21 protein-coding genes and 1 tRNA gene are annotated in these 26,397 nt (G+C 73.5%); 10 read left to right on the forward strand and 12 right to left on the reverse strand.

The features are described 5' to 3' along the window. Nucleotides 1-41: 41 nt before the first annotated feature. A complete protein-coding gene (gene serA, locus AC6CH6_RS11560; RefSeq protein WP_133411412.1) occupies nucleotides 42-1,238 on the reverse strand; it encodes a phosphoglycerate dehydrogenase in 1,197 nt (398 codons plus the stop codon). A 273-nt stretch (nucleotides 1,239-1,511) separates the two neighbouring features. Here serA and AC6CH6_RS11565 point away from each other — a divergent pair, with 273 nt between their 5' ends. Continuing rightward, nucleotides 1,512-2,702: a M14 family zinc carboxypeptidase gene (locus AC6CH6_RS11565; RefSeq protein ID WP_498255234.1), complete on the forward strand. Its 1,191-nt coding sequence runs from the start codon at nucleotides 1,512-1,514 to the stop codon at nucleotides 2,700-2,702. Between the two features lie 90 nt (nucleotides 2,703-2,792). Here AC6CH6_RS11565 and AC6CH6_RS11570 read toward each other — a convergent pair. Then, nucleotides 2,793-2,879, reverse strand: a tRNA-Leu gene (locus tag AC6CH6_RS11570). A gap of 147 nt (nucleotides 2,880-3,026) precedes the next feature. On the opposite strand from AC6CH6_RS11570, the gene AC6CH6_RS11575 reads away from it, so the two are divergent. After that, nucleotides 3,027-3,884 carry a formate/nitrite transporter family protein gene (locus tag AC6CH6_RS11575; RefSeq protein ID WP_109268590.1) on the forward strand — a complete coding sequence of 286 codons (858 nt, stop codon included), beginning with the start codon at nucleotides 3,027-3,029 and terminating at the stop codon, nucleotides 3,882-3,884. 3 nt (nucleotides 3,885-3,887) lie between these two features. On the opposite strand, the gene AC6CH6_RS11580 is transcribed toward AC6CH6_RS11575, so the two are convergent. From AC6CH6_RS11580 to AC6CH6_RS11590, 3 genes are all read right to left on the reverse strand, one after another. Further along, nucleotides 3,888-4,670, reverse strand: coding sequence for a metal-dependent hydrolase (locus tag AC6CH6_RS11580; RefSeq protein WP_109222273.1), 783 nt, complete (start codon nucleotides 4,668-4,670; stop codon nucleotides 3,888-3,890). A gap of 192 nt (nucleotides 4,671-4,862) precedes the next feature. Continuing rightward, nucleotides 4,863-5,150 carry a hypothetical protein gene (locus AC6CH6_RS11585; protein WP_368812663.1) on the reverse strand — a complete coding sequence of 96 codons (288 nt, stop codon included), beginning with the start codon at nucleotides 5,148-5,150 and terminating at the stop codon, nucleotides 4,863-4,865. 70 nt (nucleotides 5,151-5,220) lie between these two features. Then, the gene (locus tag AC6CH6_RS11590) at nucleotides 5,221-5,868 is read right to left on the reverse strand and encodes a YdcF family protein (protein WP_498255235.1); all 648 of its coding nucleotides are present in this window, start codon (nucleotides 5,866-5,868) and stop codon (nucleotides 5,221-5,223) included. A gap of 201 nt (nucleotides 5,869-6,069) precedes the next feature. On the opposite strand from AC6CH6_RS11590, the gene AC6CH6_RS11595 reads away from it, so the two are divergent. After that, nucleotides 6,070-6,543: an acyl-CoA thioesterase gene (locus AC6CH6_RS11595; RefSeq protein ID WP_017834068.1), complete on the forward strand. Its 474-nt coding sequence runs from the start codon at nucleotides 6,070-6,072 to the stop codon at nucleotides 6,541-6,543. Nucleotides 6,544-6,567: 24 nt separating this feature from the next. Here AC6CH6_RS11595 and AC6CH6_RS11600 read toward each other — a convergent pair whose 3' ends face one another. Both AC6CH6_RS11600 and AC6CH6_RS11605 read right to left on the reverse strand, forming a co-directional pair. After that, complete coding sequence (locus AC6CH6_RS11600; protein WP_498255236.1) at nucleotides 6,568-8,433, reverse strand: bifunctional sugar phosphate isomerase/epimerase/4-hydroxyphenylpyruvate dioxygenase family protein; 1,866 nt, start codon at nucleotides 8,431-8,433, stop codon at nucleotides 6,568-6,570. After that, a complete protein-coding gene (locus tag AC6CH6_RS11605; RefSeq protein ID WP_498255237.1) occupies nucleotides 8,433-9,875 on the reverse strand; it encodes an MFS transporter in 1,443 nt (480 codons plus the stop codon). The genes AC6CH6_RS11600 and AC6CH6_RS11605 overlap by 1 nt, the downstream gene beginning before the upstream one ends. 172 nt (nucleotides 9,876-10,047) lie before the next feature. On the opposite strand from AC6CH6_RS11605, the gene AC6CH6_RS11610 reads away from it, so the two are divergent. Next, the gene (locus AC6CH6_RS11610; RefSeq protein ID WP_498255238.1) at nucleotides 10,048-10,818 is read left to right on the forward strand and encodes an IclR family transcriptional regulator; all 771 of its coding nucleotides are present in this window, start codon (nucleotides 10,048-10,050) and stop codon (nucleotides 10,816-10,818) included. A gap of 15 nt (nucleotides 10,819-10,833) precedes the next feature. Here AC6CH6_RS11610 and AC6CH6_RS11615 read toward each other — a convergent pair whose 3' ends face one another. From AC6CH6_RS11615 to AC6CH6_RS11625, 3 genes are read right to left on the reverse strand one after another with little or no spacing between them, the layout of a single operon-like run. Next, the gene (locus AC6CH6_RS11615; protein ID WP_498255239.1) at nucleotides 10,834-11,790 is read right to left on the reverse strand and encodes an aldo/keto reductase; all 957 of its coding nucleotides are present in this window, start codon (nucleotides 11,788-11,790) and stop codon (nucleotides 10,834-10,836) included. Beyond that, nucleotides 11,787-12,470 (reverse strand): tetratricopeptide repeat protein, encoded by a 684-nt coding sequence (locus AC6CH6_RS11620; protein ID WP_109268595.1) that lies wholly within the window; start codon nucleotides 12,468-12,470, stop codon nucleotides 11,787-11,789. The genes AC6CH6_RS11615 and AC6CH6_RS11620 overlap by 4 nt, the downstream gene beginning before the upstream one ends. Before the next feature lie 43 nt (nucleotides 12,471-12,513). Then, on the reverse strand, nucleotides 12,514-12,777 hold the full coding sequence (locus AC6CH6_RS11625; RefSeq protein WP_498255240.1) for a PLDc N-terminal domain-containing protein: 264 nt from the start codon (nucleotides 12,775-12,777) through the stop codon (nucleotides 12,514-12,516). Nucleotides 12,778-12,923: 146 nt separating this feature from the next. On the opposite strand from AC6CH6_RS11625, the gene AC6CH6_RS11630 reads away from it, so the two are divergent. Next, nucleotides 12,924-13,931 carry a YsnF/AvaK domain-containing protein gene (locus AC6CH6_RS11630; RefSeq protein ID WP_498255241.1) on the forward strand — a complete coding sequence of 336 codons (1,008 nt, stop codon included), beginning with the start codon at nucleotides 12,924-12,926 and terminating at the stop codon, nucleotides 13,929-13,931. 250 nt (nucleotides 13,932-14,181) lie between these two features. Next, nucleotides 14,182-16,407, forward strand: a complete 2,226-nt coding sequence (locus tag AC6CH6_RS11635; RefSeq protein ID WP_498255242.1) for a catalase — start codon at nucleotides 14,182-14,184, stop codon at nucleotides 16,405-16,407. A 118-nt stretch (nucleotides 16,408-16,525) separates the two neighbouring features. Here the strand turns inward: AC6CH6_RS11635 and AC6CH6_RS11640 are convergent, their stop codons facing one another. Next, on the reverse strand, nucleotides 16,526-17,908 hold the full coding sequence (locus tag AC6CH6_RS11640; RefSeq protein ID WP_498255243.1) for a TIGR01777 family oxidoreductase: 1,383 nt from the start codon (nucleotides 17,906-17,908) through the stop codon (nucleotides 16,526-16,528). 177 nt (nucleotides 17,909-18,085) lie between these two features. On the opposite strand from AC6CH6_RS11640, the gene AC6CH6_RS11645 reads away from it, so the two are divergent. The 3 genes from AC6CH6_RS11645 (at nucleotide 18,086) to AC6CH6_RS11655 (ending at nucleotide 25,173) form a co-directional block, all read left to right on the forward strand. Beyond that, nucleotides 18,086-18,664: a histidine phosphatase family protein gene (locus tag AC6CH6_RS11645; RefSeq protein WP_498255244.1), complete on the forward strand. Its 579-nt coding sequence runs from the start codon at nucleotides 18,086-18,088 to the stop codon at nucleotides 18,662-18,664. Between the two features lie 135 nt (nucleotides 18,665-18,799). Further along, nucleotides 18,800-23,722 carry an NAD-glutamate dehydrogenase gene (locus AC6CH6_RS11650; protein WP_498255245.1) on the forward strand — a complete coding sequence of 1,641 codons (4,923 nt, stop codon included), beginning with the start codon at nucleotides 18,800-18,802 and terminating at the stop codon, nucleotides 23,720-23,722. Between the two features lie 8 nt (nucleotides 23,723-23,730). Beyond that, complete coding sequence (locus tag AC6CH6_RS11655) at nucleotides 23,731-25,173, forward strand: phytoene desaturase family protein (RefSeq protein ID WP_498255246.1); 1,443 nt, start codon at nucleotides 23,731-23,733, stop codon at nucleotides 25,171-25,173. A gap of 7 nt (nucleotides 25,174-25,180) precedes the next feature. Here AC6CH6_RS11655 and AC6CH6_RS11660 read toward each other — a convergent pair whose 3' ends face one another. Further along, the gene (locus AC6CH6_RS11660) at nucleotides 25,181-25,789 is read right to left on the reverse strand and encodes a lytic transglycosylase domain-containing protein (RefSeq protein WP_498255247.1); all 609 of its coding nucleotides are present in this window, start codon (nucleotides 25,787-25,789) and stop codon (nucleotides 25,181-25,183) included. 82 nt (nucleotides 25,790-25,871) lie between these two features. Between AC6CH6_RS11660 and AC6CH6_RS11665 the strand changes: the two genes are divergently transcribed. Continuing rightward, the gene (locus AC6CH6_RS11665) at nucleotides 25,872-26,372 is read left to right on the forward strand and encodes a DUF456 domain-containing protein (protein WP_035925832.1); all 501 of its coding nucleotides are present in this window, start codon (nucleotides 25,872-25,874) and stop codon (nucleotides 26,370-26,372) included. Nucleotides 26,373-26,397 lie beyond the last annotated feature (25 nt).

Consider the following 26,397-nt stretch of genomic DNA (forward strand, 5'->3'; position numbering starts at 1 on the left):
GTGCCACCTGCCTCCGTCAGGAGCTGGAGGCGGGCGGTGCGTCAGTTGATGGTGCTGAGACGGATGGTCTCGGGCAGCCCCAGGATCTGCTCGATGACCTCCCGGGTCACGCCGTTGCCGGCGTCCGTGACGAGGTAGCCGGTGTCCCCGCGGGTGGACAGCTGCTGGCGGTCGATGTTGATGCCGTGGTCGCCGAGCACGCTGTTGACGGTCGCCAGCACGCCCGGGACGTTGCGGTGCAGGTGCAGGATGCGGGTGCCGTTGACGGCGGTGTCCAGCTGGACCTGCGGCATGTTCACCGACAGGGTCGTGGAGCCCGAGGTCGCGAAGGACGAGAGCTTCCCGGCCACGAACCGCCCGATGTCCACCTGCGCCTCCTGCGTGGAGCCGCCGATGTGCGGGGTGAGGATCACGTTGGGCAGGCCCTGCAGCACCGACGTGAACGGGTCCCCGGCCACCTTGGGCTCGTTGGGGAAGACGTCCACCGAGGCGCCGGCGATGTGCCCGCTGACCAGGGCGTCGCGCAGCGCGTTGTAGTCGACCACCATGCCGCGGCACAGGTTCAGGAACAGGGACCGGGGGCGCATCCGCTCGAACTGCTCCCGGCCGAAGAGGTTGTTGTTGCTGGTGCGCCCGTCCACGTGCAGCGAGACGGTCTCGACCCGTTCCAGCAGCTCCTCCAGCGTGTCGCAGCGCTGGGCGTTGCCCAGGGGCAGGCGGTCCACCACGTCGTAGTAGTAGACCCGCATGCCGAGGGTCTCGGCGAGCACGGACAGCTGGGAGCCGATGTTGCCGTAGCCCACGATGCCGATGGTGCGGCCGCGGACCTCGTGGGCGCCCTCGGCGGACTTGTCCCACACGCCCTCGTGCATGCCCTTGTTCTTGTCCGTGAGGTGCCGGGCCATCGAGATGATCTCGGCGATCGCGAGCTCCACCACGGACCGGGTGTTGGAGTAGGGGGCGTTGAAGCACGTCACGGCGTGCTCGGTGGCGGCCGCCAGGTCGATCTGGTTCGTGCCGATGCAGAAGGCGCCCACGGACAGCAGCTGCGGGTGGGCCTCGAACACCTCCCGGGTCACGTGGGTCTTCGACCGGATGCCGAGCAGCTCGACGCCCTCGAGGGCGTCGACGAGCTCTCCGGTGTCGAGGGCGCCCTTGCGGGTCTCGACCTCGATGCCCTTCTCGGACAGGATGCGTTCGGCCTCGGGGTGGACGTTCTCCAGGAGCAGTGCTTTCACAGTCGCCCAGTCTATGGCTACGGCGCAGGGGACCGCGACGCCGGGCGTCACCCCGCGGCCGATGTGGCCCGGATCACCGGGCTCCGTGGGGGGCGGCCCGCGCGGAGCCCGTGGACGTTCCGCCGGCGGACCCAGGTCTACCGAACAGTACTTCCACTGTTGCGGGCCGGCCGGTGACGGACGTGTGCCATCGCGAATAACATCGCGAGCACCCCCTCAGGTGCGGCCCCCGGGCCGCACCGGCAGCTCCCATCCCCCCAGGAGGACCAGCCCATGATCCCTCAGCACCGCGATCCCGCGACCGCACGCTCCTCGGACCGCCCGCGCCGCCGGGGCCGGACCGCGGCGGCGCTCGCGCTCGCCGTCGCCCTTCCCCTCGGTGCCGCCGCACCTGCCGCCGCGGACGCGAACTTCCCCGCCACGGAGGGGAGGACCAACATCTCGAGCATCCTGACCCCCGACGACGTGGTGCGGGAGCTGCAGAAGCTGGAGCGGACCAGCCGCCACGGTGTCGACGCCTTCACCCTCGCCGAGGCCGGCATGGAGGTGAGCACCTCCGAGCAGGGCCGGGACCTGTGGGTCGCGACCGCCGGCTCGGGGCCGGAGCACGTGTGGCTCCAGGGCCGGATCCACGGCAACGAGCCCTACGGCACCGACGCCCTGCTGAGCCTGCTCAAGGAGCTCGGCACCAACGGCTCGTCCGAGTACGAGCTGCTGCGCTCGACGTTCACCTTCCACGTCATCCCCATGTACAACCCGGACGGCGCCGAGGCCAACATCCGGCACACCGTCCTGTGGGACCAGGTCTCCGGCGCGCCGGAGGGCGGGACGCCGCAGCGCATCGACCTCAACCGCGACTGGACGGCCGAGGGCTTCGCGGCCGACGAGTCCCGCGCCTTCTACGAGTACTGGACGACGGTCGACCCGGCCTGGGGCGTGGACATCCACCACCAGGGCCTCAAGACGCAGTACGGGACCGGCGACGACGTCACCCTGTCCCTGGGCATCTCCCTCGCTCCCGGCGGACCGACCCTGCCGGGGCTCGAGGGCGGGGCCTACGACCGGCTCACCCGGCAGATGAACGTGCACGTCTACGACGAGCTCTCGAAGTACGGCTCCATCAACATCGACCGCTACCAGGTCGGCGGCAGCTACGAGATCGACATCAAGGGCGGTGTCGTCTCGGCGATGATGCTCGGCCTGGACCACGGCGGGCTCAACCCCGAGGGGCACTCCCACCCGGTGGTGTTCTTCGAGACCTCGGGCAACTCCTCGGACGGCAGCCTCGGCCAGAAGGCCCGCGGCAAGAGCGTGCGGCAGAACGTGCTCGCCGTGAAGGACCTGCTGCTCGGCCTGGCCACCGGGGAGGTCCAGCAGGAGGACCCGGAGCGCTGGGCCGAGATCCCGCACGCCCCGGTCACCGGCTACCAGACCGACTACGCCGGGGTGATCCCGGTCGGCTGAGCCCGGCCGCCGGGCCCGGAGGCGCCGGCCGGTCCGGGGGCATCAAAAAGACGAAGCGGGACATCCCTCGGATGTCCCGCTTCGCCTGTGTGGTGCGCGAGGGGGGAGTTGAACCCCCACGCCCTTTCGGGCACACGGACCTGAACCGTGCGCGTCTGCCTATTCCGCCACTCGCGCTCGTGGATCACAGCGGCGGACCGCTGTGGGCAACGACGACAATCCTACCCACAGTCGCCGCCGTTGGCCAATCGTGGTCTCCGGCCTGCCGTCAGTAGGCTTGCCGCATCCCGGTCAGGGATCGACGAGGGCACACAGGGGGCACGGATGGAACCCGACAGGGAGAATCTCGAGGAGAAGCGCAAGGAGCTGGGCAGGACGGACGAGCCGCTCGAGGACGAGCTGGTCGAGGAGTTCGAGAACACGGTCACCGAGGGCGCCGAACGCCTGACCCGCACGTGGCGGGCGATGACCATCACCGGGCTCTTCGGGGGCATCGACGTGGGGGTGGGCATCCTCGCCTACCTGGCGGTCAAGGAGGCCACCGGATCGGACCTGCTGGCCGGCGCGGCGTTCGGCTTCGGACTGCTCGCGCTCCAGCTCGCCCACTCGGAGCTGTTCACGGAGAACTTCCTGGTGCCCATCTACGCCGTCGTCTCCCGGCACAGCACCTGGTGGCAGCTGGCGCGCTTCTGGACGGTGACCCTGCTGACCAACCTCCTGGGCGGATGGCTGTTCACCTGGTTGATCGTGGCGGGGTTCCCGCAGTTCCACGACGTCCTGGAGGAGTCGGCGACCAAGTACCTCGAGGGGGGCCTGACGGTGGAGTCGGCCGCTCTGGCGCTGCTGGCCGGCAGCACCATCACGCTCGGGACGCGGATGAGCCAGGGATCCAGCAACGAGGTGGTGCACACCGCCATCGCGCTCATCGACGGCCTGCTGGTCGTCGGGCTGGGCATGCTGCACGGAGCGCTGAACTCGGCGGTCATCTTCGGGGCGATGCACGCGGGCGCCGACATCTCCTACACGGAGTGGCTGGTGTGGATGCTGTGGGTCATCCCGCTGAACATGGTGGGCGGACTCGTGATCATCACGATGCCGCGGCTCATCCGCACGCTCGAGCTGATCAAGAAGGAGCGCGGGCAGCAGGAGCGCGAGCACGCCGCCGACGGGCGGGTGGTCTGAGGCTCAGGCCACCACGAGCCCGGTGGTCAAGGCGAAGGCCCCCCACAGGCCCGTCAGGGCGAAGAGGGTGATCGGGGCGAGCAGCGCGATCTCCGCGGCCGAGCCGGCGTTGCCGATCAGCGGCACCGTGAGGAAGGACCGGTTCTTGTACACCGACCGGGGCAGGGGCAGCGGCATCCGCAGCGGGTAGAGCAGGTGGATCCCGCGCGTGGTCACCAGGTCCCCGGCCAGGTGGGCGACCACCCCCGTGGCCACGGCCGCGGCGAACCACCACTCGTGGGCGGGCGGGTGCAGCCCCACCAGGACGCCCAGCCCGATCCCCACGACCCAGTTGAGCTTCGCGACCCGGTCCGGCACGAAGGCGAGCACCTGCACCGCGAAGGCGATGAGGAGCACGGACATCACCGCGGCGAGCGGCCACACCCAGCCGAGGCCCTCGACCGGGATCCCGATCTTCTGCGCCGCGGCGGCCAGGCCGGTGAACACCGCCACGCCCAGCACGGAATGGGTGCCGCGCCGGTGCCCGCCGGAGAGCCGGCAGATCCCGCGGGCCAGCCAGGTGGACAGCGGGCGCAGGGACCGGGCCACGGTCCCGTCCGGGTGGTCGAGGTCCGGCAGCAGCGCCGCCCCGGCGGTGACGAGCGCGCCGGTGAGCACACCGGTGTCGCCGACGTCCAGGACGCCCCAGCCGATCGGGACGGTGAGGTCCTGGAGGTGCAGCTGGTAGTCGGCGGTCAGCGCCACCCACGCGGCCGCCCCGCAGGCCGCATGGCTCGGTCCCATCATGAGAGTGACGTCCTCCTCGGATTCCCGGTTGCGGCGGGCCGGTCGGCCCCACCAGCGGAAACACTAGGGTCCGGGCCGGACAGCACAACGGGACGCCCGTGCGGCGGTCCTCCTCCCGGCGGCACCGGCCCCGCCGCGGGCCCTGCTCGGGGCCGTCCGCGGCGCCCGTCCCGTGCGGTGGCGGGGCCGGTCTCAGGGGGCGGGCACGGACCGCCACCCCGCGGAGTCCACCTCGACGACGACGGGCGCCCGCCCGCCCACGCCCCGCCGCCGCAGCGCGGCCTCGATGGCGCCGGCGGGGGCGGTGACCACGAAGGTCTCCCCGCGGAACAGGTCTGCGGAGTCCTCGACGAGCGACGTCAGCTCCTCGGGGCCGCCGGCCGTGAACCGCTCGGCCACGCGCAGGCGCGCGGTCCACGGCGGGGGAGGGCCGGCCTCGTCGAGGAGGACGGCGGTGGCCGGGCACTGCAGGTCGGTCATGGCCCCAGTCTTTCCCCTGGGCCCCGCCGGGGGAAGGCGGGGGCCGCAGGGCACGGTCCCGGCCGCCCGCTCAGTCCAGGGACTTGGGCCGCCACGGCAGCTGCTGGTCGCAGCCGGGGGTGAGCCAGGCCTTCACGAAGCCGCCGGACTGGTAGACGAACTCCCGCAGGTGACCCCGCGGCACGGCCGGGTAGTCGAAGGAGAGCACGTCCAGCTCCCCGGCGTAGCAGCGTTCCAGCAGCAGGCGGGAGCGGGCGACGTGCTGACGGTAGGTGAGCGCGCTGACGTGCTCCCACCCCCGCTGCTCGCTGAGCGCGCGCAGCTCCATGGCCTCGCCCTGGGTGGTCGAGGGGTCGGGACGGAAGCAGATCACCTCGTAGTCCTGCTCGCCGCCCCCCGCGCAGGTCTGCGCGGCCCGCGTGTAGTACACCCGGCCCGAGGCGTCGCCGAGGTCGCCGGTGCCGGGGTTCGCCACGACCAGCACGGGCGCCACCCCGGCGTCCATGAGCCGCAGCGCCTCGGCCATGCGGGTCCGGTCCGGCGGGCCCAGCACGAGGAGGGCGTCCGAGCGCGCCGGGACGTCGGTCCGGGGGTGCTGGAACGCCGTCCAGCCGGCGACCAGCCAGACCAGGAGCAGCGCGAGCACCGGGACGAGCACCCAGGTCGCCCGGGCGGAGCGGTGGACGGGGCGGCGGGTGGTGCGGGCACTGCGGGGCATCGGGGCCGCTCCTCGCCGGTCGTGGGGACGGAGTCCGGATCAGCCGACATTGTCGCACCCGCCGCTGGGCGCGGCCGCCGTGTGACGGGCCGAGGCCACCCGGGCGGGCCTACGATGTAGCACGCCGGTGCGGTGCGCGCGGGCGTGCCGCGCGGACCTGCCGTGCGCACGGCAGGTCGAGGACCGAGGAGGACGGACCGCATGACGGTGGAGGACGAGACCGGGGTGCTGTGCCGGGTGCCCATGCGCTGGGGCGACATGGACCCGTACGGGCACGTGAACAACGTGGAGGTCGTGCGGCTGCTCGAGGAGTCGCGGATCGCGGCCCTGGGCGTGCCCGTGGGCACCGGCGACCAGGTGGAGCCCCCGCTGATCCCGTTCTTCTCCGCGCTGCCGGAGGGCACCCAGGCGCTGATCACCGAGAACCGGATCAGGTACCTCCGCCCCCTCGAGTACCGCAACACGCCGGTGGAGGTCCGGGTGTGGGTCGTCTCCGCCCGCGGCGGGGCGCTGACGCTGGGCTTCGAGATCACCGACGTGGTCTCGCGCCGGGCGTGCGTGCGGGCCGAGACCCAGCTCGCGTTCTTCGTGCCCGCCACGGGGACGGTGCTGCGCATCTCGGCGGAGCAGCAGGAGCTCCTCGCCCCGCACGCGGGCCCGCGAGTCTTCCGCTGACCCGCGCGCCCCGCGGCGGGGTGCTCAGGCCTCCGTGCGCGCCCGGTGGGCCGCCTGCGAGCGCCGGTACTGCGCCGCGAGCCGGACCGGGGCGTTGGGCGCGCCGAAGCCGGAGTACCCGTTGCGGCGCTCGACCACCTCGAAGAACACCGTGCCCAGGGTCTCCGTGTAGAAGTGCAGGAACTCGCCCTCGGCGTCCCGGTCGTAGAGCAGGTGCAGCTCCTGCAGGGAGGCCACGAACCCGGCGTCGAGGTCGAAGCGGGCGTCGAGGTCCTCGTAGTAGTTCTGCGGCACGGGCAGGAACCGCAGCCCGCGCCGGCGGGCCCGCCGGGCCACGGCGAAGACGTCCGTGCAGGACAGCGCCACGTGCTCGGGGTAGGCCGCGCCCACGAAGGAGCCCTGCTCCGCGGCGGTCGGGGCCACGTTGAGCGGCATCCGCACCGCCCCGTTGGCCGAGCGCATCACCTGGCTGCGCACCAGCCCCGAGGGGCCGGGGACGTCCTGCGAGGCCTGCGCCTCGAGGGCGAGCACCGAGGTGTAGAACAGGACGGCCTCGTCGTAGTGCTGCCACGGCTGGGCCATGTTGACGTGGTCCACCCCGGTGACCAGGGCCCCCGTGTCGAGCTCGTCGTCCGCGCCGAACTCGCCCAGCCAGGCCGGGACCCCGTCCGCCGTGCGCTCGCAGAAGAAGATCTCCGTGCCGTCCGGGGCGAACACGCCGCGCAGGACCTGCTCGTCGTCGCGCTGGGAGCGGGGCACGGGCAGGGCCTTGAGCCGGGCGGCCCGGTCGACGGCGGCGTCCGGGTCGGCGACGTCGAAGCCGAGCGCGGCGACCTCGGTGGGGGAGCCGTCCGGGACCGCGTCGTTGACGACGACCCGCACCGGTCCCTGCACCCACACCTGCACGTTCTCCTTGGACTGGTGGTGCCCGCCCAGGGCGAAGCCGAGCTGGTGCAGGAGCCGGGTGGTCTCGCCGAGCCGCCCGGTGCGGATCTCCACGAAGTCGTGGCCGGCCGGCTCCTCGACCGCGGGCAGCGGCTGGAGCTCGAGCGTGTCCCGGGTCCGCTCCCCGGCCAGGGCCCGCCGGGTCTGGTCCTCGAGCCAGCGCAGGGAGCGCAGCCCGTCCACCGCCGTGCGGTTGACGTCGGCCTGGCGGAAGGCGTCGTTGAAGATCTCCAGGGACACGGGGCCGTCGTAGCCGGCGCGGACCAGGTGGGACATGAAGCCGACCATGTCGAAGTCGCCCTCCCCGGGGAACACCCGGTGGTGGCGGGACCAGGACAGGACGTCCAGGCTCAGCAGCGGGGCGTCGGCCAGCTGCACGAAGAAGATCTTCTCCGCCGCGATGTCCTCGATCGGGGCCGGGTCCCAGGCTCGGGAGAGGATGTGGAAGCTGTCGAGGCAGGTCCCCACGCTCGGGTGGTCGGCGAGGTCCACGATCCGCTGGGCGCGCTCGAAGTCGTTGACGAACCTCCCCCAGGCCAGCGCCTCGTAGGCCAGGCGCACGCCGTGGCGCGCGGCGAGCTCGGCGAGCCGGCGCAGCTGCCCCGCCATGACCTCGTCGTCGTCGATCTCGGCCGTGGCCACGTTGGAGCACACGAGCAGGGTCTGCGTGCCGAGCCGGTCCATCAGCCGGAACTTGGCCTCGGCGCGCCGCAGGTTCGCGGCCAGCTGCTCCGGGCCCACGGCCTCGAAGTCCCGGAAGGGCTGGTAGAGGTCCAGGCTCAGGCCCAGCCGCCCGGCGAGCTCCCGGATCTGCTCGGGGGAGGAGGGGGATACGACCAGGTCCTGCTCGAAGACCTCGATCCCGTCGAACCCGGCGGCCGCGGCGGCGTGCATCTTCTCCTCGAGGGTGCCCGAGAGGCAGACCGTGGCGATCGAGGTGCGCATCAGCGTGCCGCCCCGGCGGCGGCCGGCTCCGCGGCGCCCTCGTTCTCGGCGCCCCGGCCCCGGGCCTCGAGGGCGCGCAGCTCGGCGGCCTCGGTGCGCGAGGTGTGCAGCGCGTCGATCTCGTCGAGGGACTTCCGCGCCGTCTCCTTCGCGGTGAGCGCGGCGCCGCCGGAGATCAGGCACGCGACCGTGACGAACACGGCCACGCCCAGCCAGTTGTCGCCGGCGGGACCGGCCACGGCGGAGGCGAGGACGGGCGCGAAGCCGCCCGAGACGGCGAAGCCGATCTGGGTGCCCAGGGCCAGGCCGGTGACCCGGACCCGCAGCGGCAGCATCTCGGCGTAGAACGAGGGCCAGATGCTGTTGGCCATCGAGTAGAAGCACCCGGACATGACGGCGCCGAGCACGAAGATGAGCGGCCAGTTCCCGGCGTGGACCGCCGAGAGGTAGGGGTACATCAGCACGGCGGGGCCGAGGACCCCCGCGAGGAAGACGGGCTTGCGGCCGATGCGGTCGGCGAGCACGGCCACGACCGGGATCACGAACAGGGCGACGGCGTTGGCCAGCACGGAGACCCACAGCATGGTGGAGCGCTCGAGGCCGACCACGGAGGTGGCGAAGGAGAGCGACCACACCGTGAACACCACGTTGACGGTGTTGATCATGGCGGCCGCGGCGATCCGGACCACGGCGGCCCGGTGGTGCCGCAGGAGCACGCGCAGCGGGGACTCCGGCTGCTCGGCGGGGGTCCCGGCGCGGGCCTCCCGGAAGGCCGGGGGCTCCTCCAGGTGGCGGCGGATCAGGTAGGCCACCACCACGACGACGGCGGAGAGCCAGAACGGCACGCGCCAGCCCCAGCTGAACAGCGCCTCCTCCGGCAGGAGGGTGAACGGGATGAACACGGCGGTGGCCAGCAGGGTCCCGAACTGGGTGCCCTGCAGGGTCCAGCTGGTGGTGTACGCGCGGCGGTCCTCGTCGGAGTGCTCGAGCGACATGGAGATGGCGCTGGCCTGCTCGCCCGCGGCGGACAGCCCCTGGACCACGCGGCACAGCACGAGCAGCACCGGGGCCAGCATCCCCACCTGGTCGTAGGTCGGGAGGCAGCCGACGGCGAAGGTCGCCCCGCCGATCATGAACAGGGTCAGCATGAGCACGAACTTGCGGCCGAACCGGTCGGCCAGCGGACCCATGACCAGGGCCCCCAGGGGGCGGACGACGTACGCCACGCCCACGGTGCCCATGGCGAAGAGGATGGCCACGCCGGGGGACGTCTCGGCGGGGAAGAAGAGGTGGTTGAGCACCAGGGCGGCGGCGGTGCCGTAGACCGCGAAGTCGTAGTACTCGAGGGCGCTGCCGATCCAGCTGGCCAGCGCGGCCTTGCGGGGCGTCCGGCCGGAGGGCGGCGGGGCCGTGGTCTCGGCGGTCGTCGCTGCTGAGCTCATGGAGGTCCTTCGGTTCGGTCCACAACGCGATCTGGTTCTCATATTGTGGAAGTCACTGCTACTGTGTGATCATGATCTCTGTGAGCTGGTCCACATGTCAACCGCAGGACGGACGGAGCGCTGCTGTGCGAACGTCGATCAGGACCGCCCTCCCCGGCGCCGGGTGCCCCCGGTGACGGCCCCGGAGCCGGCGGGGGCCGTCCGCCAGGACATGGTGGGCAAGGCCCTCCGGCTGCTCGAGCTGCTGGGGGAGCACCCGGACGGGCTGACCGCGGCCGAGGCCACCAAGATCTGCGGCTATCCCTTCAGCACCACCTACCGGCTGCTCAACGCGCTCGTCCGGGACGGCTTCGCCGAGCTGCAGGAGGACAGGCGCTACGTCCTGGGGCTGAAGATCTTCCACGCCGCCCACAGCGTGGCCCAGCGCCTCGGGATCACGGGGACGGTCGTGCCCGTGCTCCGGCGGATGGTCGAGCGCACGGGGGAGTCCTGCCTCTTCGCCGTCCTGGACGGCGACCGCTTCCACACCCTCGCCAAGGAGGACGGGCCGGACTTCCGGGTCACCTCCGACCCCGGCTACCGCGGCGCGCTGCACTCCTCGGCCCTCGGGCTGTGCCTGCTCGCGTTCGCCCCGGAGGACGTGCGCGAGCACCTGCTCGGCACCATCGAGCTCGAGGCCCGGACCCCGGCCACGCTCACGGACCGGGACGAGCTGCGCCGGCGGGTCGAGCGGATCCGGCGGGAGGGCTGGGCCACCCAGGACCAGGAGCACGACGTGGGGATGGTCGCCGTCGCGGTGCCCGTCCTGCGGCCGGGCGGGGGCTGCATCGGCTCGCTCGCGCTGTCCGCGCCGGTGTTCCGGCACCGGCTGGAGGACCTCGTGGACATGGTGCCCGCTCTCCGGGAGGCGGCCGGCGAGCTGGGCGCGCGGCTCACGGGCTGAGCGGCCGGTCCGGGCTCAGGGGACGGACTGGCCCCGCGCCGCCGTGAGCAGCGCGTACCAGTCCTCGTGGCCGAGCCGGGACGCGAGCTCCTCCGCCGCGGCGCACGCGGCGATTCGCTCCGGGTCGGTGGTCCCCAGCACCGGGCGGATCCCGCCGGGGTGCTTCATGAGCCAGGCGAGGACCACCGCCTCGCCGGGGACGCCGTGCGCCGAGGCGATCCGGTGGACCGTCTCGGCGGTGGCCGCGGCGTGCTGGTCCTCCGGCGGGATCGGCGCACCGGTGTACAGGCCGCGGGCCAGGGCGCCCCACGCCTGCACCTCGATTCCGTCGGCCGCGCAGTACTCCAGGAGCCCCTCCGGGAAGGAGTGCTCCGCGCCCTCGGGGTGGTTGGCCAGGATCTGCTGCTCCACGAAGCTCCGGTGCCGCAGGCTCAGCTCGAGCTGCACGGCGGTGACGGGCGTGCTGAGCACCTGCTGGTAGCGGGACACCTGGCGGGTCGACATGTTGGACAGGCCCACGGAGCGGATCAGCCCCTCCTTGCGCAGCTCGTCCAGGGTCCCCGCGACCTCCCGGGGATCGGCCAGGGGGTCCGGCCGGTGCAGCATGAAGCGCTCCACGGAGTCCACGCGGAGCCGGCGGAGGGACCCCTCGAGGCCGCGCCGGATCGTGTCCCGGTCCAGCCGGTAGTGGGTCGGCGCGCCGGGTGCCGCGGTGTTGCCCGGCAGGCGCACCCCGCACTTGGTCTGGAGGCGCACCCTCCGGCGCAGCGCCGGGTCCTCCGCGAGGAGCTCGCCGAAGACCTCCTCGGACTTGCCGTGGGCGTAGATGTCGGCGTGGTCGAAGTCGGTGATGCCGGCGTCCAGCGCGGCGTGCACCGCGGCCCGGGCGCGGTCCACGGTCCCTGCGTTCGGCGGGGCGTCGTCCCACGACCCCCCGATGGTCATGCAGCCGTAGATCAGGCGCGAACTCATGAACGGTCCTCTCCGTCGGGCACCCCGGCGTCCCGGGTGGGGCTCTGCTGCTCCAGGCGCTGCTGCTCGGCGGACCAGCGCAGGCGGGCGGCCGCCGCGTAGGCGGCCCCGGACTCCTTCATCCGGCCCGCGCGCTCGTAGAGCCGGCCCAGGGCGGTGAAGCACTCCGCCTGGTCCGTGGCCGTGGCCTCGGTCTCCTGGTAGAAGTCCAGCGCCCGGTTGTAGGCCGTGATGGCCTGAGTGTGTCGCTCGCCCAGCTCGTACACCCGTCCCAGGTTGACGTGGCACTGCGCCTGGTCCTGCGCCTCGTGCGGGGCGTCGAGGTACTGGCCCAGGGCGTCGAGGAGGTGCTCCTCGGCGTCGTGGGCGCGGTCCAGCTCGAGCAGCAGGCTGCCCAGGATCAGGTGCGTGCGGGCCAGGTGCTTGCCGCTGCCGGGGATGCGGCAGAACAGCCCGAGGGCGTTCTCGTAGGCGGTGACGGCCCGGCCGGGGCGGTTCATCCCGAGGTAGAGATGACCCAGGTTGTAGTGGCAGGCGGCCTGCTCCTGGAGGGAGTCGCCCTCCTCCTCGAAGAGCACGATGGCCTGCTGGTAGGCGGTCTCGGCCTCGTCGAGCCGTCCGCGGTCCTCGGCGTCCAGGGCCCGGGTGAAGAACCCGTGCCCGTCCTGGGTGTAGCTCATGCGGAGTCCTTTCTCGGCCGGGTCCTGCGGGGGTGTCGGCGGGCTACGCGGGGTGCGGGTCCTGCGGGCGCGGGGCCCGGCGGCCCAGCGCGAACCACAGTCCCGCGCCGGCGACGGGGAACGCGAGGATCACGAGCAGCCACAGCAGGCGCAGCACGGGATCCAGGGCCGGGCTGCGCAGCAGGGAGACCGAGGCGGCCACCATCAGCACGACGACGACCGCTCCGGCCACCGTCGCACCGCTCTCCCACGCCCCCGTCCGCGCGGCCTCGGCGCCGCCGGCCGCGAGGGCGGTCCAGGTGCTCATGCATCGATCCTCGCACCGTGGGCCCGGGCGGACAAGGGCGGGCGACCCGGCGCGCCGGTCCCCGGTCCCCCGTAGAGTGGAATGCGCCACAGCTCAGCACGCTGATAAAATGTGGCTGTCGACTGCAACCCCGAGGAGAGTCCACGATGTCCACCTCCGACGACCGTCCGTACGACCAGGAGTCCGCCCACGAGGAGCCCACCGCCGGGCGCGCCGGCGGGCGGGACGCGGACGACACCGGGGTGGAGCGCCACGCGCCCAGCTCGGCGACCGAGCTCTGGGACCACAATGCCTACGGCCGGGAGGACGGCGACATCGGCGGCTCCGCGACCTCGGGCGCCACCGACACGCGCGACCCGCGCGGCGGGGCTCCCGCCTACAACATCGACGCCGGGGACGACGACGCCGTCCGTCACGGCGACGACTCCGGCCGCGACGACGGCTCGCCCGTGCGCGGGACCGGCGAGTCGCTGACCGGGGCGGACGCCACGGCCGGCCACGGCCGCGAGAGCGTGGGCGACGAGCGGCCTGACGGCCGGCGCGACGAGCCGTCCGGCGCCGGCGGAGGGGCCTTCGACCAGGAGGCGACCGGCCGGGACGCCACAGGCGGGGACGCCACCGGCCCGGACACCACGCCCTGGGACGCCACGGACCGGGACACCACGGACCGGGACGCCACCGGCCCGGACGCCACGACCCGGGCCGAGGCGGAGCGCGGTGCCGGCCGCCACGCCGCCGGGGACGCGGCCGAGGACGTGACCGGTGACCTCGGGGGCGGTGGGCGCCCCGGTGAGACCCCCTCCGTGGTCCGGCACGAGGAGCGGCTGCAGGTCGGGACCGAGCGCGTCGAGTCCGGACGGGCCCGGCTGCGCAAGTACGTGGTGGAGGAGCCGGTGCGCGCGGAGCAGACCCTGGCGTCCGAGGACGTCGAGGAGGTCCGCACCCCCGTCACCGAGGAGGAGCGCGAGGCGTTCCTCGCCGGCCGGGAGCTGCCGGTGGGGGAGGACGAGGTCATCCTCTACCGGGAGGTGCCCGTGGTGCAGACGGTGCGCGTGCCCTACGAGCGGGTGCGCCTGGTGGTGCGCCGCACGGAGCGCACGGAGGTGGTCGAGGAGACCGTGCGCCAGGAGCGGGTCGACGTCGAGGAGGACTGAGCCCCTCCGTCCCGGACCCCCTCGGCCACGGCGCCGAGGGGGTCCGTGCCGCTCCGTCCGGGGCGTCCGTCCGGGTCGCGGTCGGCTGTTCACCCAGCGCGGAGGCGGGCCCGGTGACTTGTGCCCTGCCTCACGGGAGTGCACTAATGGTAAGTGAGCTGGTCGTTCCGGTCCGTGCGGACCGGGACCGGCCGGTGTCGACCGCACTTCGACGACCGGGAGGTCCATCATGCGCAAGAGGCTGAACAGGATGAGGCAGAGGACCGAGGGGCAGGCCTCGACGGCTCCCGGCGTCCCCGGCAGCGAGACCGCCCCGCTCGCGGAGCCCACCACGCCCCGCCCGCCGCTGCCGCCCAAGCCGGACCAGGGCACGCCGGAGCCGGTGAGCCCCACGGGCCAGGACACCGGGATCGACCCGACCCTCAACGCCCAGGGCGGCGAGCACCTGACCACCGCCCACGGCTCCCGGCGCGCCGACACCGACCACTCCCTGAAGGCGGGCCGGCGCGGTCCCGTGCTCCTGCAGGACCACCACTTCCGGGAGAAGATCAGCCACTTCGACCACGAGCGCATCCCGGAGCGCGTGGTGCACGCCCGCGGCGCCGGCGCCCACGGCGTGTTCCGCTCCTACGGCACCGCGAGCAGGATCTCCTCCGCCGCCGTGTTCGGCAAGGACGTCGAGACCCCGGTCTTCGTGCGCTTCTCCACCGTCCTCGGCTCGCGCGGGTCCGCCGACCTCGCCCGGGACACCCGCGGCTTCGCCACGAAGTTCTACACCTCCGAGGGCACCTGGGACCTCGTGGGCAACAACATCCCCGTGTTCTTCATCCAGGACGCCATCAAGTTCCCGGACGTCATCCACGCGGGCAAGCCCCACCCGGACCGGGAGATCCCGCAGGCGCAGTCCGCCCACGACACCTTCTGGGACTTCGTCTCCCTGCACACCGAGGCGCAGCACCACACGATCTGGAACATGTCGGACCGCGGCATCCCCCGGTCCTACCGCACCATGGAGGGCTTCGGCGTCCACACGTTCCGGCTCGTCGACGACGCCGGCCGCAGCGTGCTCGTGAAGTTCCACTGGAAGCCGAAGCTCGGCGTGCACTCGGTGCTGTGGGAGGAGGCGCAGATCGCGATGGGCATGGACCCGGACGTGCACCGCCGGGACCTCGCGGACGCCATCGAGGCCGGTGCCCACCCCGAGTGGGAGCTCGGGGTGCAGGTCTTCGAGGACAACGAGGAGCAGGTCTTCGAGGGCATCGACCTGCTCGACCCCACGAAGATCGTCCCGGAGGAGCTCGCGCCCGTGGAGCCGGTCGGGCTGATGACGCTCAACCGCAACCCGTCCAACTACTTCGCCGAGACCGAGCAGGTCGCCTTCAACCCGAACAACCTGGTCCGCGGCATCGACGTCACCAACGACCCCCTGCTGCAGGGCCGGCTGTTCTCCTACCTGGACACCCAGCTCAGCCGGCTGGGCGGGCCCAACTGGACCCAGCTGCCGATCAACCGCCCGCACGCCCCGGTCAACGACATGCTCCGGGACGGGATGCACCAGACGGCCGTGCACAGCGGGGTGGCGCCCTACCACCCGAACTCGCTGGACGGGAACAACCCCTTCCCCGCCGACGAGCCGGCCCGCCCCTTCATCGACCACCCGGCCCCGGTCGCGGAGTCGGTCAAGGAGCGCGGCAACCCCGTGACCTTCGAGGACCACTACACCCAGACCCGCCTGTTCTGGCTGTCGATGAGCGACGTCGAGAAGGAGCACATCGCGCAGGCGTACACCTTCGAGCTCGGCAAGTGCTGGGAGCAGGCGGTCAAGGAGCGCCAGCTGCAGGCCCTGGCCAACATCGACGAGAAGCTGTGCGCCGTGGTCGCCCAGGGCCTGGGCCTGCCGGCGCCGAAGCCGACCGTCAAGCACGGGAGGATCAAGCCCAGCCCCGCGCTGTCCCAGGTCGGCGGGCAGTGGCCCCTCGACGGCCGGCAGGTGGGGATCGTGGTGGGCCCCGACCCCGACGAGAACGACCTCCTGGCCGTGGTCTCGGCGATCGACGACGCCGGGATGGTGCCGCTGGTCATCGCCCCGCACGGCGGGCCGGTCGGGCGCGGCGGGAAGGTCGTGGCCCACCGGACCTACCTCACGGCGCGCTCCGTCGAGTTCGACTCGGTGCTCGTGGCCGGCGCCGTCCCGCCGGCCCCGGGCGCCCGGCAGGGCCTCGACGCGAAGGCCGGAGCCGTCGCCCCCGGCGGCGTGGACCCGCGCGTGCACCTGCTGCTCGGCGAGGTGTTCCGCCAGGCCAAGGCCATCGGCACCTGGGGCGCCAAGGGCCAGGTGCTCGCCGCGGCCGGCCTGCCCGAGGGCGCGCCCGGCGTGGTCTCCGGCAAGGACGCCGCCGCCGTGGTCGAGCAGGTGGTCACGCTCATGAAGAGCCACCGCGCCTGGGAGCGGTTCCCGGTCTCCGGCCGCCTCTGACGGCCGTCCTGCCGCTGACCTACCACGTCGGCCCGAGCACCCCGCGGATCCGCGGTGTGCTCGGGCCGACGTGGTGGTCTCGGCGGTGGTGGCGGGCGGTCGGCAGGGCCGGGGCGGGTCAGAAGCGGCCCAGCTCCTCCCGCAGCGCCGAGCCGAGGTCGGGGTGGCGGAACCGGTAGCCGCGGTCGATGGCCCGGTCCGCCGAGACCCGCTGGTCCGCGAGCGCCATGAGCTCGGCGCCCTCGGCGCCGAGCACGAGCTTCGGCCCGAACCCCGGGGTGGGCAGCAGGGCCGGCCGGCCGAGGACCTTGCCGAGGGTCCGCGCGTAGTCGCGGCCCGTCACCGGCATCGGGGCCACGGCGTTGACGGGCCCGTGCAGACCGGGGGAGAGCACCGCGTGGGCGAACAAGCCCACCGTGTCGTCCAGCGAGATCCAGCTCAGCCACTGGTCCCCGGAGCCGAGCCGTCCGCCCAGCCCCGCAAGGAACAGGGGCAGCTGGGCCTTGAGGGCGCCGCCGGCGGGGCTCTGCACCACCCCGGTGCGCACCGTGACCACGCGGGTGCCGATGGCCTCGGCCTCCTGGGCGGCCCGCTCCCACGCCGTGCAGACCTCGGCGAGGAAGTCGTCGCCCGGCGGGGACTTCTCCGTGACGCTCTCCCCGTGGGTGTCCGCCCCGTAGTAGCCGATCGCGGAGCCGTTGATCAGCGCGGCGGGGGCCTCGTCGCCGAGCGCGACGAAGGCGCGGACGAGCAGCCGGGTGCCGAGCACCCGCGAGTCGTGGATCTGCTCCTTCGCGGCGTCCGTGAGCCGCCCCCCGATGCTGCGCCCGGCGAGGTTCACCACGACATCCACCCCCCGCAGCGCGGCGGGGTCCAGCTTCCCGGCCGCCGGGTCCCACGAGATCTCGAGGGGGGTGCGCGCCTCGCGGCGCACGAAGCGCAGGACCGTGTGGCCTCCGGTGCTCAGCAGCGCGGCCAGCTGCACGCCGATGGTGCCCGAGGCCCCCGTGACGGCGACGGTCAGGGGCCGGCCGGGATAGCGGCTGTGGAGGTCGAGGTCGGCGGCCAGCCGCCGGGCGCGGGCCTCGAACTGGCGGCCCAGCGCCGGGCTCATCAGCCGGTCCCCGAACGCCCTGCTGCCCGGCAGCGCCGCGTACTCCACGGTGTCGGTGACCACGGTGCCGCCGTGCCCGTCGTCGTCGAACCGGTGGTGGTGCTCCCACGAGGCGAGCGGGCCCTTCACCATCCGGTCCCGGAACTCCTGCCCGGGGACGAAGCCGTGGTGCTCCGCGGTCCAGGGCACCGAGGCCAGCCCGTAGGAGCCCGGCACGGCCACCCGCAGCCGGGACCGCGTCCCGTCCTGCAGCGGGGGCGAGGACTCCTCCACCACGGAGCCCGTCCACGCGGGCGTGAGCCGGGTGAGCGCCCCCGGGCGGGCGTGCCAGGCGAAGACGTCCTCGACGGGGTGGGGCACGCGGGAGCTGAACGTGAAGGTGGTCATGCGTGCCACTCAACCCGCATTGCCCCGGTTCGTCCAGGACCTCGGGCCGCGGGCCGTCCGTGTCCTGCCCCGGAGTGCCGGCGGTGACCGGGCGCGGTGCGGTGCCCGGGCCCCCGCGGACCGGGGTTCCCGCCGTCCCGCTTGCCCCCCGGCGGGCCGTCGCCCAGAGTGGGGGACGTGAACACCCCCGGACGCATCGTGCTCATCCGCCACGGCCAGACCGACTGGAACCTCGAGGAGAGGCTCCAGGGCGCCACGGACGTCCCGCTCAACGACGCCGGGCGGGAGCAGGCCCGGGTCGTCGCCCGCCACCTGCACGCCCAGGCCCTCGGCTGGGACGTCCTGGTCTCCTCGCCGCTCGGCCGGGCCGTGGAGACCGCCCGGATCATCGGCGAGGCCCTGGGCCTCGAGCTCGCGGCGACCTACGACGAGCTCGTGGAGCGCAGCTTCGGCCCGCTCGAGGGCTCGCGCCTGGCGGGTCTCGAGGGCGCCGCGCGGGAGCAGCTGCTCTCCGCCGGGGAGCCGCCGGAGGCGGTCGTCCGCCGCGGTCTGGCGGCGCTGCGCCGGATCCGCGCCGACCACCCCGGGCGCAGTGTGCTGGTGGTGGCGCACGGCTCGCTCATCCGCCTGACGGTCTCCGAGCTCAACGGGGAGGCCCACCCCCGGATCGGCAACTGCGAGGTGGTCCCCGTGCGGACGGAGGCCCTCGGTGCGGCGCGCCTGCGAGATGACGTGTCGGAGTCCACCGCACCCTGACAGTCCCGGCTTCGTTCAATAAGCTGGGACCCACCAGGGACGGTCCCACGAGGTGCCGTCCACCCCCTGGGGCGGCGAGGGCGGCGCACGGACCGTGCCCCCTGCCGTCCACGGCGACGAAGGCGTGATGCGGCTGTGGCCTCTGACCAGTACACGATCCCCGACGAGGACCGGACCGAGGCGCTGCAGGTGATCCCGCGGGCCCCCGAGTGGTCCGGGGACCGGGCGTGGATCAACGAGTACTACCGCCACGTGCCCCAGGAGGACCTGCTCGCCCGCACCGAGGACCAGCTGCGCGAGCGGGCCGACCACCACCACGAGGTGGGCCGGGTCCGCGCGCCCCGGGAGATCGCCGTGGGCGTGCGCCAGGAGGACTCGACCTCCGTGGTCTTCGTGGTCACCGAGGACGTCCCCTACCTCGTGAGCACCGTGTCCGCGGAGATCGCCGCCAAGTGGGGCGGTGCCCGCCTGCTCATCCACCCCGTGCTCGTCGCCGCCCGGGACGCCGGGACGCACGAGCTGCGCGAGCTCCAGCAGGTCCCGGACTTCTCGGCCACCTCCAGCGGGGACACCACCGCGCTGCCCAGCCTGGCCGGATTCCGCTCGGACGGGGGCACCACGCACGTGGTGGAGTCCTGGATCTCCGTGGAGCTCTCCCGGCAGATCTCGGACGAGACCGCCCAGGAGCTCGTGGCCCGGCTCTCGAGCCTGCTCGAGGACGTCCAGCGGGTCGACGACGACCAGGTGGAGCTCAAGGAGCGCGTCGGACGGCTCGCGGAGGAGCTCGACCGGCTGCGGCAGCTGGACCTGCCCGAGGGCGGGCACCCGCCGCTGATCGGACCGTCCCAGGAGTTCCTGCGCTGGCTGGTGCGGGGCAACTTCATCCTCATGGGCTTCAAGGAGTACGACCTCGAGGACTCCGGCGGCGGCCTCTCCCTGGTCAGCCGTCCCGGGACCGGGCTGGGCCTGCTCGTGGAGCACGACCGCAAGCCGCACCGGCAGGTCCTGACCGGGCTGGGCCGGGAGCACGCGCGCGAGGCCGGCACGCTGTTCATCACGAAGGCCAACCGCCGCTCCTCGATCCACCGCCGGGAGTACCTCGACTACATCGGCGTCGCGAAGTACGACGACGAGGGCCGGATCGTGGGCGAGTACCTCGTGCTGGGGCTGTTCACCCGCCGCGCCTACAACACGCCGGCCCGCGAGACGCCGCTGATCAAGGACAAGATGGCCGAGGTCGCCGAGCGGTTCGGCTTCCTCGAGGACTCGCACTCGGCCCGGGACCTCATGGGCAACATCGAGGACTACCCGCGCGACGAGCTGTTCCACATGACCGCGGACGAGCTCTACGACATCATGCGCGGCGTCATGGGCCTGGACGAGCGGCGGCAGACCCGGCTGTTCCTGCGCCAGGACCACTTCGGGCGGTTCATGTCCGCGGTCGTCTTCCTGCCCCGCGACCGGTACAACACGTCGGTGCGCGGGCGGATCGAGGCCGAGCTCAAGCGCACCTTCGACGCCGAGTCCATCGACTTCGATGCCCGGCTCTCCTCCTCGACGCTCGCCCGCCTGTTCTTCCGCATCCGGCTGCCCTACACCGGCCAGGTGCAGTCCTTCGACCGCTCGGGCCTGGAGGCGCGGCTGCGGGCCGCGGTGCGGTCCTGGTCCGAGGCGCTGGCGCGCGCGATCCACCGGGACTTCTCTGAGGAGCTCGCGCGGACGCACGCCGAGAACTGGGCGGAGGCGTTCCCGGACGCCTACCGGGCGGACTACGAGATCGAGGAGGCGGTCGAGGACCTCCAGCGCTGCGAGGAGCTGTGGGGACGGGACCCGGACCTGCCCGCGGAGGTGCGCGTCGTCGACGACCCCGGGGGCGTGCGACTGAACATCTACCTGACCCGCTCCCTGTCCCTGACCGAGCTGCTGCCGATGCTGCAGAACCTCGGCCTGACGGTCCTGGACCAGAAGCCGTACGAGGTCACCCCCGCCGACGGCCGCCACTTCCAGCTCTACGACTTCGGGGTGCGGCTGCCGGAGGGCGTGGACGCGACCGGCCCGGAGGACGCCAAGACCGAGGACCTCATCGAGGACACCCTGTGCGCGGTGCTGTCCGGGCGCTCCGAGTCGGACTCCCTGAACCGTCTGGTCCTGACGGAGCGCATGACATGGCGGACCGTGGCCGTGCTGCGCTCCTACGTCCGGTACCTCCTGCAGCTGGGGCACCCGAACTCCTTCGACTACATCGCGGACACGCTCCTGGGCTTCCCGCGGGTCACCCGGGCGCTGGTCGAGTTCTTCGACGCGAGCTTCAACCCGGCGCTCGACGACGCCGTGCGCGGCTCCCAGCGCGACGCCGCGCAGGGGCGGCTCACCGAGGCCCTGGACGAGGTGCCCACCCTGGACGCCGACAAGCTGCTGCGGGCGCTGGCCGAGTGCATGGCCGCCACGCTGCGCACCAACGTGTACCGGCACCGCCCCACCATGGCGTTCAAGCTGGACCCCCGGCGGATCAGCACGGCCCCGCTGCCGCACCCCATGTTCGAGGTCTGGGTGTGGTCCCCGCGGGTCGAGGGCACGCACCTGCGCTTCGGGCCCGTGGCCCGCGGCGGCCTGCGGTGGTCGGACCGCCGCGAGGACTTCCGCACCGAGGTCCTGGGCCTGGTGAAGGCGCAGATGGTGAAGAACTCGGTGATCGTCCCCAACGGGGCGAAGGGCGGGTTCTACCCCAAGCAGCTGCCCGAGCCGGCCGCGGACCGGGACGCCTGGGTGGCGGAGGGCCGGGAGGCGTACAAGCTGTTCATCGCCTCCCTGCTGGACATCACCGACAACCTCGTCCGGGACGGGTCCGGCCACGACGTCGTCGTGCACCCCGAGAACGTGGTGCGCCGCGACGGCCAGGACTCCTACCTGGTGGTGGCCGCGGACAAGGGGACGGCGTCCTTCTCGGACACCGCGAACGCGATCTCCGCGGAGTACGGGTTCTGGCTCGGGGACGCCTTCGCCTCGGGCGGCTCGGTGGGCTACGACCACAAGGCCATGGGCATCACGGCCCGGGGGGCGTGGGAGTCGGTGAAGCGGCACTTCTTCGCGCTGGGCGTCGACACCCAGACGGAGGACTTCACCGTGGTGGGCGTGGGGGACATGTCCGGCGACGTGTTCGGCAACGGCATGCTGCTGTCCGAGCACATCCGGCTGCTGGCCGCGTTCGACCACCGCGACATCTTCCTCGACCCCGACCCGGACCCGGCCGTCTCCTACGCCGAGCGCGAGCGGCTGTTCGGCCGCCCGAGGTCCTCGTGGCAGGACTACGACCCGGAAAAGATCTCGGCCGGCGGCGGTGTGTACTCGCGCACCGCGAAGTCCGTGCCGATCTCCCCGCAGGTCCGCGAGGCCCTCGACCTCGAGGACGGCGTCGAGGAGCTCTCCCCGATCGAGCTGATGCGGGCGATCCTGACGGCGCCCGCCGACCTCCTGTACAACGGCGGGATCGGCACGTACGTGAAGTCGGCGCAGGAGACCTCCACGGACGTGGGGGACAAGGCCAACGACCCGATCCGCGTCGACGGCCGGGACCTCCGGGCCAAGGTCGTCGGCGAGGGCGGCAACCTGGGCTGCACCCAGCTCGGCCGCGTGGAGGCCGCGCTGAACGGGGCGCTGATCAACACGGACGCGATCGACAACTCCGGCGGCGTGGAGTCCTCCGACCGCGAGGTCAACATCAAGATCCTCGTGGACCGCATGGTCGTGGCGGGGGAGCTCTCCGCGGAGGAGCGCGCCGGCTTCATCGAGGCCATGACCGACGAGGTCGCCGGGCTGGTGCTCGAGACGAACGTGGCGCAGAACGTGCTGCTCACCACGGAGCGCTCGCGCGTGCGGGCCCTGAACGAGGCCTACATCCGGTTCCTGCACTGGCTCGAGGACGAGGCCGACCTCGACCGGGGCATCGAGTTCCTGCCCTCCGACGAGCAGCTGCGCGAGCGGGTCCGCACCGGCCACGGGCTCACGTCCCCGGAGCTGTCCGTGCTGGCGGCCTACGCCAAGATCCAGCTCTCGGAGGCGCTGGTCGAGGGCGGTCTCGCCGAGGACCCGTGGTTCGAGGAGGTCCTGGAGGCCTACTTCCCGGAGCAGATCACCCAGCGCTTCGGCGAGCTCGTCGGCACCCACCCCCTGCGCGCCGAGATCATCTGCACGATGGTGGCCAACCAGATGGTCAACTACGGCGGCATCCCGTTCGTCTACCGCGTGATGGAGGAGACCGGGTGCGGGCCCGTGGAGGTGGCCCGGGCCTTCGTGGCGGCGGTGCAGATCTACGAGATCGACCGCTACGCCCACCAGCACCGGGAGCTGCCCGCGGAGGTGCCCACCGAGGTGTGGGACCGGATGTTCCTGGACATGCGGCGGCTGCTGGACCGCGTGGTGCGCTGGCTCATCAACCGGGAGGAGACCGCCAACCCGGTGGCCGAGGTCATCGACCGCTACAAGCCCACCGTGGACATCCGGTTCCTCGAGGACCGGCTGCTCGGGGAGGACTCCCGGCAGAGGGTCGACTCGCGGGCGGAGGCCGCCGCGCGGCAGGGCGTCCCCGGGGCGCTGGCCACGGAGTGGTCGCAGCTGCTGGACGCGTTCGCGCTGCTCGACGTCGCCCGTCTCGCCCACGCCTCCGGCGAGGCGATCGCCGAGGACGGCGGCCTCGACGAGGAGCAGATCAAGACCATCGCCAAGGTCTACTTCCGGCTCTACGACCGCTACCGCATCGAGAGCCTGCTCAACCGCATCACCGGCCTGCCGCAGACCACCCGCTGGGAGAACCTCGCGCGGATGTCCATGCGGGAGGACGTGTACGCGACCCTGGTGGCCCTCGCCGACCAGGCGCTCGAGGCCCCCGGCCAGGACGCGCGGGAGAAGGTGGAGTCCTGGGAGTCCAGCAACGAGTCCCGCCTGGGCCGGCTGCGCGAGGTGCTGGGGGAGATCGAGGCCGAGGACACGGGCGAGGCCTCCGCGGAGCTCGCGTCCCTGTCCGTGGCGCTGCGGACCATGCGCAGCGCCCTGGTCGGGTAGGACGGCCCGTGCAGGGGACGGCCGCGGTCGTCGGCTCGGGGCCCAACGGGCTCGCCGCGGCCGTGGTGCTGGCCCGTGCGGGGCTCGACGTCACGGTCCACGAGGCGGCGGGCTCGGCCGGCGGCGCGGCCCGCTCCGCGGCCGTGCTCGGCCCCGGCACGGTGGTGGACCTCGGCTCCGCCGTCCACCCCTTCGGCGTGGCCAGCCCGCTGTTCGCACAGCTGGGCCTGCACCGGCACGGCCTGGAGTGGCTGCACCCGCCAGTCGTGGCCGCGCACCCGCTCGACGACGGCCCGCCGGGCCTGCTGCACCGCTCGCTCGAGCGCACGGCGGCGGGGCTGGGCGCGGACGGCCGGGCGTGGTCCCTGCTGCACCGCGGCGTGGTGGAGCGCTGGGAGGAGACGGTCGAGTCGGTGCTGGGCCCGCTCGTGCGCGTGCCCGAGCACCCGCGGGCCCTGGCGTCCTTCGGTCTGCGCGCGCCGTGGCCCGCCGCGGCCACGGCGCGGGCGCTGTTCCGCACCGAGCAGGCCCGGGGGCTCTTCGCCGGGTCCGCCGCCCACGCGGTGCTGCCCCCGCGGCACGCGCTGACCTCCGCCTTCGGGACGCTGTTCGGCGCCGCCGCCCACGCCACGGGGTGGCCGGTGGCCCGCGGCGGCACCCAGGCCGTCGTCGACGCCCTGGTGGCCGATCTCGAGGAGCACGGCGGGCGGGTGCTCGTCCACTCCCCGGTGACGGACCTCGCCCAGGTGCGGCCGGCCGACGTCGTCCTGCTGGACCTCACGCCCCGGCAGGTGCTGGGCCTGCGCGGGCTCGAGCTGCCGGACCGGTACCGGCGGGCGCTCGCCCGGTGGCGCTACGGCACGGCCTCCTACAAGGTGGACCTGCTGCTGGACGGCCCCGTGCCGTGGCGGGACCCGCGCGTGGCGGAGGCCGGGACCGTGCACGTGGGTGGGACGCTCGCCGAGATCGGCGCCGCGGAGGAGCAGGCCCGGGCGGGCCGGCTGCCGGAGCGCCCGTTCGTGCTCGTGGCCCAGCAGGGGGCCGCCGACCCGTCCCGGGCGCCCGCGGGCCGGCAGGTGCTGTGGGCCTACGCCCACGTCCCCCACGGGTGCGACGACCCCCGGGCGGGGGAGCGGGTGCTCCGGCAGCTCGAGCGCTTCGCACCCGGGGTGCGCGACCGGATCCGCGAGCGCGTGGACACCTCCCCGGCCGGGCTGGAGGCGTGGAACGCGAACCTCGTGGGCGGGGACATCGGCGGCGGCTCCCTGGACGGGCTGCAGCAGGTGTTCCGGCCGGCCGTGCAGGCCGACCCCTACGCCACCGGCGTGCCGGGGGTCTGGCTGTGCTCGTCGTCGACGCCCCCGGGCGGCGGGGTGCACGGCATGGCCGGGTACCACGCCGCCCGCAGGGCGCTGCGGGGCCTCGCGAGGAGCCGGCGGCCCGCTGGCTGACGAGCGCTCAGCCGCCGACCCCGGCGTACGTCGTGGCCGCGAGCTCGCGGATCTGCGCCACGTAGCCGCGGGTCTCCGCGAACGGGGGGATCCCGCCGTGCCGCAGGACCGCGGTGGGCCCGGCGTTGTAGGCCGCGAGCACCAGGTCGATCTCCTCCCGGGCCGAGGCGGGCGCCAGTCCCCGCACCATGCGCCGCAGGTCCTTGAGGTAGAGACCCTGGGCCCGGATGGCGGCTCGCGGGTCGAAGGGGTCGCCCCGGCCGTAGCGCTTCCACGTGTCCGGCATGAACTGGGCGAGGCCCTGCGCCCCGGCGGGGCTGACGGCCCGGGGGTCCCAGCGGCTCTCGACGTCCAGCTGGGCGGCGACGATCTCGGGCGGGAGCCCCGAGAGCTCGGCGGCGGCCAGGACGTCATCACCCCACGGCTCCGGGACGGGCGCGGTGCGGATCGGCCCCTCGCCGAGGGACGCCCCGCAGCACCCGGGGGCGTTGGCGTGGAAGAGCCCGCCGGCGCCGATCAGGAGCAGCACCACGGAGGCCAGCAGGAACCACCGGGAACCGCGCGGGGCGAGTTCCTCGGTGCCGGGGCGCGCGGGGTCCAGGACGGTGGTGGCCATTTGTCCCAGGCTAGGGCGGCCCACCCGCCCCGGTCTGCGGCCTCTTGGGGGGACAGCCCGCCCCAGCGCCTACGATGAGGGCGTGACTGCCGAGATCATCGCCACCCTCATCACCGCCGCCCTGCTCGTCGTCGGGTGCCTCGGCATCATCGTGCCGGTGCTGCCGGGCTCGATCCTGATCGTGGTCGGCCTCCTCGTCTGGGCCCTCACGGTCCAGGCGGTCGAGGGCTGGACCGTGCTGGGGATCGGCTCCGCGCTGGCGATCGCCGGGATGGCCGCGAGCGCCGTGCTCACCGGGACCCGGCTCAAGCGCCGGCAGATCCCCAACCGTTCCCTCCTCTACGCCGCGGCCGGCGCCGTGGTGGGGCTGTTCGTGATCCCGGTGGTCGGGATCTTCGTGGGGTTCTTCGTGGGCCTGCTGCTGAGCGAGACCGCCCGCCAGCGGGACCTCCGGGCGGCGCTGGACTCCAGCTGGGCGGGCCTCAAGGCGGCCGGCCTGGGGATCGTCGTGGAGTTCGCGTGCGCGCTCGCCGCCTCCACGGTCTTCGTGCTGGGCGCGCTGGTCCTCTTCACGACCGCCTGAGCCCGGGACGCCGAGGGCCCGGACA

Source organism: Kocuria sp. GQ42 (assembly GCF_059758435.1).